Origin of the sequence: Ornithinibacillus salinisoli (assembly GCF_042684965.1) — a bacterium.
GTDB classification, from domain to species: domain Bacteria; phylum Bacillota; class Bacilli; order Bacillales; family Amphibacillaceae; genus Ornithinibacillus; species Ornithinibacillus salinisoli.
In genome coordinates, this window is sequence record NZ_JBHUMI010000009.1 from 196,625 (window position 1) to 210,895 (window position 14,271).

The following is a 14,271-nucleotide window of genomic DNA, read 5'->3' on the forward strand; positions in this document are numbered from 1 at the left end:
ACCAAGTCATAATAGTTATATATCTAGTAGATAATAAATTAATTATTCAAAGTGGATGGTGTTTGATGTGAGGTTACCAAAGGGGAAAAGGCAAAAAGAACTAAAGGAAACGATTGAACAAACACCTTTTATTACGGATGAGGAATTGGCGAAAAAATTTTCTGTAAGTATTCAAACGGTCCGTTTAGACCGGATGGAACTTTCTATTCCAGAACTTCGGGAAAGAATTAAAACGGTAGCTACAAACCAATGGAATGAGACAGTTAGAGCTTTGCCATTAGAAGATGTAATAGGGGAAATTATTGACTTAGAGTTAGATAAGAGAGCTATTTCTATCCTTGATATTAGTCAGGAGCATGTGTTTTCGAGAAACAATATTGCCAGAGGACATCATTTATTTGCTCAGGCAAATTCATTGGCAGTTGCACTTATAAATGATGAACTAGCTTTAACCGCAAAATCAGAAATAAAATTCATGAGGCAAGTAAAACAAGGGGAACGAGTTGTAGCGAAGGCTGAAGTTGAGGGGTTAAATGAAAAAGGTTTAACAATTGTTCAAGTTAACAGTACTGTAGAAAATGAAAAAGTATTTACAGGAACATTTCATATGTATCGTTCAACCGAGAGCAAAGGAGATTAATATATGAGATTAGCAATAGATGCCATGGGCGGTGACAATGCACCAGAAGAGATTGTAAAAGGTGCTTTAGAAGCAATTGGAAAGATGGAGAATTTACATATAACATTAGTTGGAGATAAGGATAAAATCACCCCCTACTTAATAGATTACGATCAAACAAAAATAGAAGTTATACATACTACAGAAGTGATTACAGGTGAAGATGAACCTGTTAGAGCTGTAAGACGAAAGAAAAATTCTTCATTAGTTCTAATGGCCAATGAAGTAAAAGAGGGACGTGCAGATGCGTGTATTTCTGCGGGAAATACGGGAGCATTGATGAGTGCGGGACTATTCGTCGTAGGCAGAATTCCTGGTATTGATCGTCCTGCTTTAAGTCCTACACTCCCTACTATAGATGGAAAAGGATTTTTACTGTTAGATGTAGGTGCAAACGTAGATGCGAAGGCACAACATTTAGTCCAGTATGCGATCATGGGATCGGTTTATACAGAAAAAGTTCGATCAATCCAAAATCCGACTGTTGGATTGTTAAACATAGGTACGGAAAATGGAAAAGGAAATGACTTAACAAAGAAAACATTTGAGCAATTGAAAGAGGCACCTATTCATTTTGTCGGAAATGTTGAAGCTAGGGATTTACTTGATGGTGTTGCAGATGTAGTAGTGACTGATGGCTTTACTGGAAATGTTACGTTAAAGACAATTGAAGGGACAGCAGGCGCAATGTTCTCCATGCTGAAAGAGACATTTATGGGATCTTTTAAAACTAAACTAGCGGCTGGAATGATGAAAAGTGACCTAAAAGGACTAAAAAACAAGCTGGATTATTCCGAATATGGTGGAGCGGGTTTATTTGGTTTGGCTGCACCTGTCATCAAAGCGCATGGTTCATCTAACAGTAGAGCTATTTATAGTGCCATTAAACAAGCTAGTCACATGGTTGAAAATCATGTGACAGACACAATTAAAGAAACTATTGAAAAGATGGATGTGGAGGAGAAAGAATGAAACGAGTAGCATTTATGTTCCCTGGTCAGGGCTCGCAAGCTGTAGGAATGGGAAAGGAAATATATGATCAGTTTTCTGCAGTTCAAACATTATATGAACAAGCTAATGGAGTTTTAGGAACAGATTTGAAAAGCCTTATGTTTGAAGGGCCAAAGGAAGTTCTAACTGAAACAGAAAATGCGCAGCCTGCCCTACTATTATCCAGCATAGCTATCCAATCATTACTAAATGAGGAAGGTATAAAACCTGTCATGACGATTGGGCATAGTTTAGGTGAGTATAGTGCCTTGGTTGCGGCTGGGGCAATATCTATGGAAGAAGCTTTACCATTGGTGCAAACTCGTGGTCGGTTAATGGAAGATGCCTTTCCAAAGGGACAAGGAACTATGGCAGCAGTTCTAGGTTTGACTGAAGAAGAGATTATGAATTCACTTGAAAACATTACGGATGAAATTGTCGATATTGCGAACTTAAATTGTCCAGGACAGATAGTAATATCTGGCTCCAAAGCAGGAATTGAACAAGCGACTACCTTGTTAAAAGAAAATGGCGCTAAGCGAGTCCTGCCGTTAAATGTAAGTGGTCCATTTCACTCGCGTTTAATGGAACCTGCGAATGAAAAATTTGCTACATACTTGAATGAGGTTACTATCCATGATGCAAGTGTACCAGTTATCGCCAATGTAACAGCTGAATCTGTGACGGAACGTAATGAAATAAAAGACCTACTACTCAAGCAATTGTATTCACCGGTGCGATTTGAACAATCTATCCGAAATATGATGGATGAGAACATAGACGCATTTGTAGAAGTTGGAAATGGAAAGGTACTAAGTGGATTAGTGAAAAAAATTAATCGAAAAGCACAAATCTTTGCCGTACAAGATACAGCATCTTTGAAAGAATTTGTAGCTTGGTATAAGGAGGATGCTTCATGTTAAAAGGTAAAAGTGCACTTGTAACTGGTGCTTCTCGTGGAATTGGTCGTGCCATTGCATTAGAACTAGCGAAACAAGGTGCTAATGTCGCAGTTAATTACGCTGGCAGTGAAGCAAAAGCACAATCTGTTGTTGAAGAGATTGAACAGCTTGGAGTTAAAGCATTCAAAGTTCAAGCAGATGTATCCGATGAATCCAGTGTCAAAGCTATGATTAAAGACGTTATAGGACAATTTGGAAGCCTGGATATTTTAGTAAATAATGCTGGAATTACGAGAGATAATTTATTAATGCGCATGAAAGAAGAAGAATTTGACCAAGTTATTAACACAAATCTAAAAGGTGTATTTGTCTGTACAAAATCTGTATCACGACAAATGATGAAGCAAAGATCAGGTAGAATTATCAATGTAGCTTCTATTGTTGGTGTAAGTGGAAATCCTGGTCAGGCAAATTATGTTGCAGCTAAAGCAGGTGTCATTGGTTTAACAAAAACAACCGCAAAAGAGTTGGCGTCAAGAAATATTCTTGTAAATGCAATTGCTCCTGGTTTTATTTCTACTGATATGACAGAAGAACTAACTGAGGAACAACGTGAGGGAATGCTGGCAATGATTCCATTAGCAAAGCTAGGCACACCTGAAGATGTAGCAAAGGTTGTTCGTTTCCTAGCTTCAGAAGATGCAAATTATATTACCGGTCAAACTATTCACATCGATGGTGGTATGGTAATGTAATAAACGAAATGAAATCACTTGAAAGGGGGTGAAAGCTATGGCAGACGTATTTGATCGTGTAAAAGACATCATCGTTGATAAATTAGATGTAGAAGAATCTAAAGTAACGATGGAGGCTTCATTTAAAGATGACCTTGAAGCAGATTCATTAGATGTAGTTGAACTTGTAATGGAATTAGAGGATGAGTTTGACATGGAAATCGCTGATGAAGAAGCAGAAAAAATAAATACTGTTGGTGATGCTGTTAATTACATAAACAGTTTACAGTCATAATTTTATGCTTAGTGGGGGCTATTCTCTGCACAGCAAGCCGATTTAACATTGTTGAAAGTCTCGTTATTTACGAGACTTTCCATATATTTTTAGGTATTGAGGTGTCATCGTAAATGAATGTAGAACAATTAGAAAATAGACTAGGTCTTATATTCAATAATCATTTATTATTAAAGCAAGCCTTTACACATTCATCCTATGTGAATGAGCATCGAAACCATGCGTTATCGGACAATGAGCGTTTGGAATTTTTAGGTGATGCGGTTTTAGAATTAGGAGTTTCTCAATACTTGTATCGAAAAAACCCAACAATGCCTGAAGGGGAAATGACAAAATTACGAGCATCAATTGTTTGTGAACCTTCGCTATATAATTTTGCGAAAGAGTTAAAATTTGGCGAGCACCTTTTCCTAGGTAAGGGAGAGGAACAAACGGGAGGGCGAGATCGTCCAGCGTTACTTGCGGATGTTTTTGAAGCATTTCTAGGAGCGTTATATTTAGATCAAGGGTTTGATATTGCGTTAAAATTCTTAGAAGACAACGTTTTTCCGAAAATAGATACAGGTGCTTTTTCGCATGGGATGGATTATAAAAGCCAACTTCAAGAACTAGTTCAACAAGATAAGAATCAAACAATCGAATATAAGATAATTGAAGAGAAAGGTCCTTCTCATAATAAAGAATTTGTTGCAAAAGTTTTTATTAATGAAGGAACTTCAGGCACCGGTATAGGACGGACAAAAAAAGAAGCTGAACAACGTGCGGCAAAAAAAGTATTAGATACATTTAATAATTAATTTCTGGCAAAGAAAAAGACTGTGATTCACACATGTGGTATCACAGTCTTTTTTACATTACTTTTTTCGTACGGAACGTAATTCCTCAATGAATGCCTGTGTTTCTGAAGCACTTAATTGACCTTTTTGTTTTAGAATGTCATACATAAACTTCAAATCATCGTATTTATCTAGGTCGTAGTCTTCTGGGTCCATGATAGAACGGTTTACTACATCCAGTATTTCAGCTAATTCACCAAGGATGAATTTCAAGTTTTCTTGTGTCGGGTTATCTAAGTTCATTACTACACCTCTTAAAATTAGTATGATAACAAATACCTCAATTCGGCTATACACTTCTTTTGTTATCAACTTTATGATAAAATAAATGCGTTAAAAAGCCAACTTCTTTTTTAGTAGGTAGGACAGTATATTTGAATAGCTTTCGCCGAGATGGCTTGGCATAGCTATGTTTTCTAACAATTTTGGGGGAACAGACGATATTAATTATACTAAATATCAGTTTCAATTAGGAGAATGAATATGTTTTTAAAACGATTAGAAAGTGTGGGGTTTAAATCTTTTGCCGAGAGGATCAGTGTTGATTTTGTTCCCGGAGTTACAGCGGTAGTAGGTCCAAACGGTAGCGGAAAAAGTAATATTACGGATGCAATCAGATGGGTACTGGGGGAGCAGTCTGCGAAGTCACTTCGTGGTACGAAAATGGAAGATATTATATTTCAAGGTAGTGATACAAGAAAAGCATTAAATGTAGCGGAAGTATCATTGGTTCTTGATAATTCTGACCAGGCATTACCACTCGACTACGAGGAAGTGAATGTTACTAGAAGAGTGTACCGCTCAGGTGAAAGTGAATTTTATATCAACAAACAATCTTGTAGGTTGAAAGATATTGTGGACTTATTTATGGATTCTGGTCTAGGACGAGAAGCTTTTTCAATTATAAGTCAAGGAAAAGTAGAAGAGATTTTAAGCTCAAAGGCAGAAGAACGGAGAACGATCTTCGAAGAGGCTGCGGGCGTATTAAAATATAAGCAACGGAAAAAGAAGGCAGAATATAAACTTGCAGAAACCCAGGAAAACCTTAATCGTGTGGAAGATATTATCTATGAAATAGAACAACAGATTGATCCATTACAAGATCAAGCAGAAACAGCTAAAGAATACTTGAATCAAAAAGAATTGCTTAAAGAACAGGAAATATCCTTGCTTATAACAGAAATAGAACAACTTCATACCGAATGGCAACAACTATTGAGTGAAATAGATCAAGAAAAGATGAAAGAAATCGAAATTAAGACTGCCATTCAGCAGAAAGAAGCTAAACTTGAAAATGAACGTCAAGAAATTGAAAAACTAGATGACGGAATAGAAGAGTTGCAAACCAAGTTATTGTCAACAACACAGCTTTTAGAGCAATATGAAGGAAAGAAGCAAGTCTTTCATGAACGTTCTAAGCACTTTGAAGAAAACAAAGAAAAGCTCGAATCACAAAAAACTGAAATAACAAACCGTATCACTAAATTGGAACAAGAATTATCCATAGAAAAGGATAAGTTATCGGAACTACAATCACAAAAACAAGAAACTAAACAAACGGTTATAAAATTGGAAGAAAAACTAACGACAGAAAAAGAAAATATTGCAGAGAAAATCGAGGATTTAAAATCCGAGTATATAGAATACTTAAATGAACAAGCAGCCCTAAGAAATGAAAGACAGTCAATTAAGCAACAAATACAGCAACTGACAAGTAAAACAGATAAACAAGCAGAAAAATTCCAGGATTTAATTGATTTGAGAGAAGAATATACGGAACAAAAAGTTCAACAAGAATCTATACTTCAAAAAGTTAGCCAGGATTATGAGAAACAGTCTTCTCAACTTAAGCAATTAAAAACAGACTTGGAACAAAACCGTGTTCAATTTCAAGAGTCCCAAACAAAACTATATCAAGGATATCAATACATCGAGAAGATTAAATCGAAAAAAGAGATGCTTGAGGATATGAAAGAAGACTTTCAAGGGTTCTTCCACGGAGTTAAAGCTGTCTTAAAAGCACGGGAAGAACAAGTTCTTGAAAATATCCACGGAGCAGTTATTGAGTTAATCGATGTACCTAAAAAATATATCACGGCGATAGAAACAGTGCTTGGTGGACAAGCACAACATATCATTGTTGAAAACGATCAGAGTGCCAGAAACGCTATTTCTTGGTTGAAACGGACAAATAGTGGTCGGGCAACCTTTTTACCGTTGGGATCCATTCAACCGAGATTTATTACGAATGATAACTTAATAAATATAAAAAATCATGCAGGATTTATTGGAATTGCATCGGAGCTAGTTACTGCAAATGGGAAATACAAAAAAGCGATTAACCATTTGATGGGGCATGTAGTGATTGCTAATACGCTAAAAGATGCTAATGAAATTGCTTCTCTTGTCATGCGCAAGTATCGTATTGTTACCTTGGAAGGGGATGTTGTTAACCCTGGTGGGTCAATGTCTGGTGGAGCGCAAAAGAAAACGAATCAGTCATTATTTACTAGAGAAAAGGACTTACAAGAATTAACCGACAAATTAGTTGATTTTCAAAAGAAAGCTAGTATATTTGAACAGCAAGTTAGTGATCAGAAAAACAAAATTTCGAATAAGGAAAGTGATCTAGAATCTTTAGAACTAACATTAGGTGAGACACAATCATTACTTCAAAAAACACGAACGTCATATAACGAAATTGAAATGAAATTGCGTTCCTTGGATGATAATCTTTCCTTGTATGATCAAGATAAGCAGCAATTTAACGAGGAACAAAATCAATTACAAGATAGAGATAAAGAAATTTCCACTAAACTTACACAAATTGAACAACGATTAACTGCGGTTCAGGAAGAGATTAATACGCTGACTGAACAAGAGAATGAGTTTAAAGAGAATCAAGAACAGCTTCAACACGATTTACATCAAAATCAGGTTGCTTTAGCAGAACAAGAAGAGCGTACTAGAAATCAACGTGACAAGACGAATTCACTGCATGTTCAGCTACGAGATCTAAAGAAACAATTGAGTGACTACACCAATGAATTAAATGAGTTATTAGAAATGCAGTATACGGAAGAAACAGAAGAAGAAATCAACGAAAACATTCAAAATACGAAGGATGAAAAAGCAAAAGTTACTACTGCGATACAAGAAAAGCGTTCGGAAAGAGGAAAGCGGACACAGTTCATGCAAGATCAAGAAAGAGAATTAAAAGAAGAAACGAAAAGTCATCAAACGCTATCCAAAAACATCCAACAAAAAGAAGTAAAAGCAAACCGATTGGACGTTGACTTGGAAAATCGTTTATCTCATTTACAAACTGAATACACGATAACCTATGAAAAAGCAAAGCAAACCTATGAAAAAGCGGATAATATAGAGGATGCAAAGTCTAAAGTAAAGGAAATAAAATGGACTATTGAACAACTAGGAACAGTAAACATAGGTGCAATTGATGAATTCGAACGAATTTCTGAACGATACACATTTTTAACCGAACAAAAAACGGACTTAGTTGAGGCGAAAGAAACACTATTTACGGTAATTGCTGAAATGGATACAGAAATGGAAAAATTATTTAATGAAACTTTCACCCAAATAAAAGAAGAATTTTCCATTGTATTTAAAGAGTTGTTTGGTGGTGGAAGAGCTGAACTAAAACTAACAGATCCAAAAAGCTTATTGGATACTGGGGTCGACATTATTGCACAACCACCTGGGAAAAAATTGCAAAACCTAGGCTTATTATCCGGTGGGGAACGAGCTTTAACTGCTATTGCATTGCTGTTTGCTATTTTACGTGTTCGCCCCGTTCCATTTTGTGTCCTAGATGAAGTGGAAGCAGCACTTGACGAAGCAAATGTTGCCCGTTTTGCAAAATATGTAAATGTGTATAGTGAAAATACTCAGTTTATCGTTATTACTCACCGTAAGGGTACAATGGAAAAGGCGGATGTATTGTACGGCGTTACAATGCAAGAATCAGGTGTATCTCGTCTAGTTTCTGTTCGATTAGAAGAAACAAAAGAATTAATTGAAACGTAAGGAGTGGTCGAACGTGGGTTTCATGGATAAATTAAAAAATAAATTTAAACAAAATGATACAGAAGATGTATCAACAAAATATAAAGAAGGTATGAAAAAAACAAGAAATTCTTTTTCAGGAAAATTAAATGACCTAATTGCTCGATATCGCAAGGTCGATGAAGACTTTTTTGAAGAATTAGAAGAAGTTCTAATTTCAGCCGATGTCGGGGTAATGACAGTAATGGACTTAATCGATGAATTAAAAATGGAAGTGAAGCGCCGAAACATCAAAGATTCAAAAGAAGTAAAAGATGTCATTTCAGAAAAACTTGTAGAGATTTATTACGGTGACGAAGACGAGGAAATAGAGGAACTTAACATACAAGACAATGATTTATCAATTATCTTAGTCGTCGGTGTGAATGGTGTAGGTAAAACAACTTCCATAGGAAAGCTTGCCCATCAATTAAAACAGCAGGGGAAAAATGTTGTGTTAGCAGCAGGAGATACATTCCGTGCAGGTGCTATAGAGCAACTAGAAGTTTGGGGCGAACGTGCAGACGTTGGTGTCATCAAACAAAACGCCGGTAGTGATCCAGCAGCCGTAATTTTTGATGGTATTAAAGCAGCAAAATCTCGAAATGCTGATGTTTTAATATGTGATACAGCTGGTAGATTACAAAACAAGGTGAACTTAATGAATGAACTTGCAAAGGTCAAGCGCGTTATAGAACGTGAAGTTCCAGGAGCACCTCACGAAGTATTACTCGTTTTAGATGCAACTACTGGTCAAAATGCATTAAGTCAAGCTAAAACATTTTCTGAAGCAACGGATGTATCAGGAATAGTATTAACGAAACTCGACGGTACTGCTAAAGGTGGTATTGTGTTAGCAATTCGAAATGAACTAAATATACCTGTTAAATATGTTGGTCTTGGTGAACAACTAGAAGATTTACAGAAATTTGATGCAAATGCTTTCGTTTATGGCTTATTTGCTGATATGTTAGAAGAAACAAGTGAATAAGACTTGAAAACGAGACTTGCAATGATTGTATTAATTCGTTATCATGAAATGTAAAGGATTTTCACTTAACAAGGGGTGGGGACATGCTAGAGAAAACAACACGAATAAATTATTTATTAGACTTTTATCAAGCATTACTAACACCCAAACAACAAAATTATATGGAAATGTATTATCTAGAGGACTATTCTTTAGGTGAAATATCTGAGTTATTTCAGGTGTCTCGTCAAGCAGTATATGACAACATTAAGCGAACAGAGTCGATGCTAGAATCATATGAGGAGAAACTGCACTTATATGATAAATTTCAGCAACGATCCGGTTTAATGAAGGAGCTTGAAAAAGAGGGTAAAGCACTAGGTGCAGATCGTATAATTTCGTTGATTGATCAATTAAAAGAATTAGATTAGGGGGAACTTCCATGGCATTTGAAGGATTGGCCGACCGTTTACAAGATACAATTAAAAAGATTACTGGTAAAGGGAAAGTTTCCGAACAAGATGTAAAAGAAATGACTCGTGAAGTCCGTTTAGCATTGCTAGAAGCGGATGTTAACTTTAAAGTGGTTAAGGATTTAGTTAAACGTATTAAGGAGCGTGCTGTTGGACAGGAGGTAATGGAAAGCTTAACACCTGGACAACAAGTCATTAAAGTGGTTAAGGAAGAATTAACGGAATTAATGGGGGGAGAGCAAAGCAAAATTGCAGTTGCTGATCGCCCGCCAACCGTTATAATGATGGTCGGTTTACAAGGTGCAGGTAAAACGACCACAACTGGAAAATTAGCTAATCACTTACGCAAAAAACATAATCGTTCACCACTATTAGTAGCATGTGATGTCTATCGTCCAGCTGCGATTAATCAATTGGAAACACTTGGAGAACAGCTTAGCATGCCTGTTTTTTCGATGGGTACAGAAGCAAATCCAGTAGATATTGCCAAAAAAGCAATGGAGCAAGCTAAAGAGGAACATAATGATTATGTGATCATAGATACGGCTGGACGACTTCATGTTGATTCAGACTTAATGGAAGAACTAGAGCAAATTAAAGCGACAGTTAAACCAGATGAAATTTTCCTAGTTGTAGATGCGATGACTGGTCAGGATGCGGTAAATGTTGCTGAAAGCTTTAATGAACAGCTTGATATATCAGGAGTAGTATTAACAAAGCTGGATGGTGATACCCGTGGGGGAGCAGCGTTATCTATTAAAGCTGTAACAGATAAACCGGTTAAATTTGCTGGTATGGGTGAAAAATTGGATCAATTGGAACCATTTCATCCAGAACGTATGGCTTCCCGTATTTTAGGTATGGGTGATGTATTATCATTAATCGAAAAAGCTCAAACGAATGTTGATGAAAAACAAGCCAAAGCTTTAGAAGAAAAAATGCGTACCATGTCTTTTACATTTGATGATTTCTTAGAACAAATGGGTCAAGTGAAAAATATGGGCCCCCTTGAGGATTTGATGGCAATGATTCCAGGTGCTAACAAAATGAAGGGGTTAAAAAACGCACAACTAGATGAGAAACAACTTGCTCATGTAGAGGCAATTATTCAATCTATGACAAAAAAGGAACGCCAAGATCCAAGCTTGATGAACGCAAGCCGAAAAAAACGAATTGCTAAAGGATCTGGGACATCCGTATCACAGGTAAATAGACTTCTGAAACAGTTTGATGAAATGAAAAAAATGATGAAGCAAATGACCAATATGCAAAAAGGAAAAAAAGGCAAAGGTGGCTTTAATTTTCCGTTTATGTAATGTTGTAATGTAAAAACACTTTACAGACGAACAAGTTTCTGTTAGAATTTAAACTTGTGATAAACATTTTATGATAAACATAATTTATGGAGGTGCAAGAAAACATGGCAGTAAAAATTCGTTTAAAACGTATGGGATCTAAAAGAAATCCATTTTACCGTATCGTTGTAGCTGATTCACGTTCTCCTCGTGACGGACGTTCTATTGAGCAAATTGGAACATATAACCCAGTAGTTAATCCAGTTGAAGTTAAAATAGATGAAGAAAAAGCACTTGATTGGATGACGAAAGGTGCAAAACCAAGTGATACAGTACGCAACCTTTTCTCAAATGAAGGCATCATGAAAAAATTCCACGAACTGAAAAATCAAAAGTAAAGTAGTGTGATAATCATGAAAGCCCTAATCGAATCTATCGTTACACCACTTGTTGATCATCCAGAAGATGTCGTCGTGACAGAGACAGAAGAAGAAACAAAAATTGTTTACCATCTCACTGTAAATCAAGAAGATGTAGGGAAAGTTATTGGGAAAAATGGGCGTATTGCAAAAGCGATTCGAACAGTTGTTTATGCAGCAAAATCGGACGCAGAAAAGCGAATTTATTTGGATATTATGTAAAGGGAAAGGGGATACCTTTCCCTTTTTACACATCTCTGATTGATTCTAACTGAATTTGTTTAGTGAGGGTGAGGAATATGAAAATTATTAAAAAGGTCCTAATCAAACAAATCATTACAGAGAAAAGTAAAGAGAAGTTAAAGACGAAATTCATGGATACGAAAATGCGACTTGAGCAAGAGTGTCAACAATTGCTATTTGAACAGCGTAAATTACAAAACAAGCCTGGGGTATCTAAACAGGATATTTCCGAACGTTTTCAACAAGAGATTAAAAAACGCAAAGAAAAAGTAAAGCTGATCGATTTTAAAATGGAACAATTGGATATGCTAGCTATTGGTAGTGAAATCGTAGAAAAAGAAGTTGAAGCTCTTGTTGAAGTGAGCGTTGGATCGCATTGGAATGAAATAATGGAACAAACAGCAATCGTTATAAAAGATGATGTTGTTATTAGGATAGATAAATAGCAGGTGATCGTATGACAGAAAATATGTTTAATATAGGAAAAATAGTAAATACGCACGGTATTCGTGGGGATGTAAAGGTACTACGAATCAGTGATTTTGATGAGCGATTTCAAGTAGGTGAGACGGTTTATGTTGCTTTAGAGAATAAGGATATCAGACCGTTAGTCATAGATGGACATCGAATTCATAAAGGTTTTGATCTTCTTCACTTCGAAAAACACGATAATATAAATGATGTCGAACACTTTAAGGGATCATATCTTAAAATCTCAGAAGACCAACTAACAGACTTAGAAGAGAATGAATTTTATTATCATGAGATTATTGGTTGTGAAGTTCTAACTACAACTCAAGAAGAACTCGGCTTCGTAAAGGAAATTTTATCACCAGGTGCAAACGACGTCTGGGTGATTAAACCGAAAAAAGGAAAAGAGATCTTAATCCCGTATATTGAAGATGTTGTTAAAGAAATAGATGTTGAAGCGAAGCGAATTGTTATTGATCCGATGGAAGGACTGCTGGACTAATGCATATTGATATTTTAACATTATTTCCAGAAATGATTGAAAGTGTCTTTCACTCATCAATCTTAAAAAAGGCCCAAGAAAAAGATAAATTCAGCTATAATCTTGTTAATTTCCGAGATTATACAGAAAACAAGCATAATAAAGTTGATGATTACCCTTATGGTGGAGGCGCAGGAATGGTTTTAACTCCTCAACCTGTATTTGATGCTGTAGAATCGGTAAAAAGGGATAAGGCAACTAAACCTCGTATCATTTTGATGTGCCCGCAAGGAGAAAAGTATAACCAACAAAAAGCAGAAGAATTAGCCGTAGAAGACCATCTTGTGTTTATTTGTGGTCATTATGAGGGATATGATGAGAGAATTAGAGAACATCTTATAACCGATGAAATCTCAATAGGAGATTATGTCTTAACAGGTGGAGAATTAGGTGCTATGGTTGTTGTGGATAGTGTTGTTAGGCTATTACCAGATGTATTAGGTAATGAGGAGTCTGCTCCCCAAGATTCGTTTTCAACCGGGTTACTAGAACATCCACACTATACAAGGCCAGCTGATTTTAGAGGATTAAAAGTTCCCGATGTGTTATTATCAGGTGATCACGCTAAAATAAATGATTGGCGGAAGCGGGAATCACTTAAACGGACATATGAACGACGTAAGGAATTATTAGATCATCATACCTTATCAGAAGCTGAACAAAAGATGCTGAAAGAAATCAAAGACAATTTCTAGATTATAATAGCTTTCGTTTCAATAATAGTGTGAGCGAAAACGTGACTGCGTTATTGTGGAGTCTATATAAATAGCACTTTACTAGAAGAAATTATTAAAATAAAACAGTTAAAAAACTTATATTAGTAGTTGAACTAACCTGTCTATTATGGTATATTAATTATTGTGCTTAAGTGTGATTTAAGCACGTATAAACGATGTTCCGCTGTCGCCTAGTGGGATAAGAGCATTGGTTTGGAAGGAGTGAAGCAGGATGCAAAAAATAATCGAAGACATCACAAAAGATCAACTTCGTACGGATCATCCTGATTTCCGCCCGGGTGACACTGTAAAAGTTCACGTTAAAGTTGTTGAAGGAACACGTGAGCGTATTCAGGTATTCGAAGGTGTTGTAATTAAACGCCAAAACGGTGGAATCAGCGAGACATTTACAGTAAGAAAGATTTCTTATGGTGTAGGTGTTGAACGTACTTTCCCAGTACATTCACCTCGTATTGATAAAATCGAAGTTACACGTCGTGGTATTGTTCGTCGTGCGAAACTATACTATCTTCGTAACCTACGTGGAAAAGCAGCACGTATTAAAGAACGTAGATAATAAAAATGTTCGAAAAGGAGCTTTGCTAAAGTGTGCAGGCTCCTTTTTACGTATATTTTCAA

The 14,271-nt window shown here is 36.2% G+C and carries 17 protein-coding genes; 16 read left to right on the forward strand and 1 reads right to left on the reverse strand.

Annotation, left to right across the window (positions count from 1 at the left end):
• The first annotated feature begins 67 nt into the window (after positions 1-67).
• The 6 genes from fapR to rnc all read left to right on the forward strand — a co-directional run bounded on the left by fapR (position 68) and on the right by rnc (position 4,397).
• Positions 68-640 carry a transcription factor FapR gene (gene fapR, locus ACFSTA_RS05850; RefSeq protein WP_377555643.1) on the forward strand — a complete coding sequence of 191 codons (573 nt, stop codon included), beginning with the start codon at positions 68-70 and terminating at the stop codon, positions 638-640.
• Positions 641-643: 3 nt separating this feature from the next.
• The gene (gene plsX, locus ACFSTA_RS05855) at positions 644-1,651 is read left to right on the forward strand and encodes a phosphate acyltransferase PlsX (protein WP_377555644.1); all 1,008 of its coding nucleotides are present in this window, start codon (positions 644-646) and stop codon (positions 1,649-1,651) included.
• Positions 1,648-2,592, forward strand: a complete 945-nt coding sequence (gene fabD, locus ACFSTA_RS05860; protein WP_377555645.1) for an ACP S-malonyltransferase — start codon at positions 1,648-1,650, stop codon at positions 2,590-2,592. The genes plsX and fabD overlap by 4 nt, the downstream gene beginning before the upstream one ends.
• Entirely contained in the window at positions 2,586-3,326 is a 741-nt protein-coding gene (gene fabG, locus ACFSTA_RS05865) for a 3-oxoacyl-[acyl-carrier-protein] reductase (RefSeq protein ID WP_377555647.1), read from the forward strand. The genes fabD and fabG overlap by 7 nt, the downstream gene beginning before the upstream one ends.
• Positions 3,327-3,363: 37 nt before the next feature.
• The gene (acpP, locus tag ACFSTA_RS05870; protein ID WP_155670262.1) at positions 3,364-3,600 is read left to right on the forward strand and encodes an acyl carrier protein; all 237 of its coding nucleotides are present in this window, start codon (positions 3,364-3,366) and stop codon (positions 3,598-3,600) included.
• Between the two features lie 113 nt (positions 3,601-3,713).
• Complete coding sequence (gene rnc / locus ACFSTA_RS05875) at positions 3,714-4,397, forward strand: ribonuclease III (RefSeq protein ID WP_377555648.1); 684 nt, start codon at positions 3,714-3,716, stop codon at positions 4,395-4,397.
• 57 nt (positions 4,398-4,454) lie between these two features.
• Here the strand turns inward: rnc and ACFSTA_RS05880 are convergent, their stop codons facing one another.
• Positions 4,455-4,679 (reverse strand): DUF1128 family protein, encoded by a 225-nt coding sequence (locus tag ACFSTA_RS05880; RefSeq protein WP_377555649.1) that lies wholly within the window; start codon positions 4,677-4,679, stop codon positions 4,455-4,457.
• Positions 4,680-4,919: 240 nt separating this feature from the next.
• On the opposite strand from ACFSTA_RS05880, the gene smc reads away from it, so the two are divergent.
• The 10 genes from smc (at position 4,920) to rplS (ending at position 14,209) form a co-directional block, all read left to right on the forward strand.
• Positions 4,920-8,486 (forward strand): chromosome segregation protein SMC, encoded by a 3,567-nt coding sequence (smc, locus tag ACFSTA_RS05885; RefSeq protein ID WP_377555650.1) that lies wholly within the window; start codon positions 4,920-4,922, stop codon positions 8,484-8,486.
• A 13-nt stretch (positions 8,487-8,499) separates the two neighbouring features.
• Positions 8,500-9,495: a signal recognition particle-docking protein FtsY gene (gene ftsY, locus ACFSTA_RS05890; RefSeq protein ID WP_377555651.1), complete on the forward strand. Its 996-nt coding sequence runs from the start codon at positions 8,500-8,502 to the stop codon at positions 9,493-9,495.
• Between the two features lie 83 nt (positions 9,496-9,578).
• Complete coding sequence (locus ACFSTA_RS05895; protein WP_377555652.1) at positions 9,579-9,905, forward strand: putative DNA-binding protein; 327 nt, start codon at positions 9,579-9,581, stop codon at positions 9,903-9,905.
• A gap of 11 nt (positions 9,906-9,916) precedes the next feature.
• The gene (gene ffh, locus ACFSTA_RS05900) at positions 9,917-11,263 is read left to right on the forward strand and encodes a signal recognition particle protein (protein ID WP_377555653.1); all 1,347 of its coding nucleotides are present in this window, start codon (positions 9,917-9,919) and stop codon (positions 11,261-11,263) included.
• Between the two features lie 104 nt (positions 11,264-11,367).
• On the forward strand, positions 11,368-11,640 hold the full coding sequence (rpsP, locus tag ACFSTA_RS05905) for a 30S ribosomal protein S16 (RefSeq protein WP_377555654.1): 273 nt from the start codon (positions 11,368-11,370) through the stop codon (positions 11,638-11,640).
• Between the two features lie 15 nt (positions 11,641-11,655).
• Positions 11,656-11,883, forward strand: a complete 228-nt coding sequence (locus ACFSTA_RS05910) for a KH domain-containing protein (protein WP_377555655.1) — start codon at positions 11,656-11,658, stop codon at positions 11,881-11,883.
• 77 nt (positions 11,884-11,960) lie between these two features.
• Positions 11,961-12,350: a YlqD family protein gene (locus ACFSTA_RS05915; RefSeq protein ID WP_377555656.1), complete on the forward strand. Its 390-nt coding sequence runs from the start codon at positions 11,961-11,963 to the stop codon at positions 12,348-12,350.
• An 11-nt stretch (positions 12,351-12,361) separates the two neighbouring features.
• The gene (rimM, locus tag ACFSTA_RS05920; RefSeq protein ID WP_377555657.1) at positions 12,362-12,877 is read left to right on the forward strand and encodes a ribosome maturation factor RimM; all 516 of its coding nucleotides are present in this window, start codon (positions 12,362-12,364) and stop codon (positions 12,875-12,877) included.
• Positions 12,877-13,611, forward strand: coding sequence for a tRNA (guanosine(37)-N1)-methyltransferase TrmD (gene trmD, locus ACFSTA_RS05925; protein ID WP_377555658.1), 735 nt, complete (start codon positions 12,877-12,879; stop codon positions 13,609-13,611). Before rimM ends, trmD begins: the two co-directional genes overlap by 1 nt.
• Before the next feature lie 253 nt (positions 13,612-13,864).
• Complete coding sequence (gene rplS / locus ACFSTA_RS05930; RefSeq protein WP_377555659.1) at positions 13,865-14,209, forward strand: 50S ribosomal protein L19; 345 nt, start codon at positions 13,865-13,867, stop codon at positions 14,207-14,209.
• Positions 14,210-14,271: the final 62 nt, after the last annotated feature.

Excerpts from the sequence above, each read along its gene's own strand:
- rnc (WP_377555648.1), top strand. The coding sequence starts at position 3,714 with ATGAATGTAGAACAATTAGAAAATAGACTAGGTCTTATATTCAATAAT.
- ACFSTA_RS05915 (WP_377555656.1), top strand. The coding sequence starts at position 11,961 with ATGAAAATTATTAAAAAGGTCCTAATCAAACAAATCATTACAGAGAAA.
- ffh (WP_377555653.1), top strand. The coding sequence starts at position 9,917 with ATGGCATTTGAAGGATTGGCCGACCGTTTACAAGATACAATTAAAAAG.
- smc (WP_377555650.1), top strand. The coding sequence starts at position 4,920 with ATGTTTTTAAAACGATTAGAAAGTGTGGGGTTTAAATCTTTTGCCGAG.
- rplS (WP_377555659.1), top strand. The coding sequence starts at position 13,865 with ATGCAAAAAATAATCGAAGACATCACAAAAGATCAACTTCGTACGGAT.
- rimM (WP_377555657.1), top strand. The coding sequence starts at position 12,362 with ATGACAGAAAATATGTTTAATATAGGAAAAATAGTAAATACGCACGGT.
- trmD (WP_377555658.1), top strand. The coding sequence starts at position 12,877 with ATGCATATTGATATTTTAACATTATTTCCAGAAATGATTGAAAGTGTC.
- ACFSTA_RS05880 (WP_377555649.1), bottom strand. The coding sequence starts at position 4,679 with ATGAACTTAGATAACCCGACACAAGAAAACTTGAAATTCATCCTTGGT.
- fabD (WP_377555645.1), top strand. The coding sequence starts at position 1,648 with ATGAAACGAGTAGCATTTATGTTCCCTGGTCAGGGCTCGCAAGCTGTA.
- fabG (WP_377555647.1), top strand. The coding sequence starts at position 2,586 with ATGTTAAAAGGTAAAAGTGCACTTGTAACTGGTGCTTCTCGTGGAATT.
- ACFSTA_RS05910 (WP_377555655.1), top strand. The coding sequence starts at position 11,656 with ATGAAAGCCCTAATCGAATCTATCGTTACACCACTTGTTGATCATCCA.
- plsX (WP_377555644.1), top strand. The coding sequence starts at position 644 with ATGAGATTAGCAATAGATGCCATGGGCGGTGACAATGCACCAGAAGAG.
- acpP (WP_155670262.1), top strand. The coding sequence starts at position 3,364 with ATGGCAGACGTATTTGATCGTGTAAAAGACATCATCGTTGATAAATTA.
- ACFSTA_RS05895 (WP_377555652.1), top strand. The coding sequence starts at position 9,579 with ATGCTAGAGAAAACAACACGAATAAATTATTTATTAGACTTTTATCAA.
- rpsP (WP_377555654.1), top strand. The coding sequence starts at position 11,368 with ATGGCAGTAAAAATTCGTTTAAAACGTATGGGATCTAAAAGAAATCCA.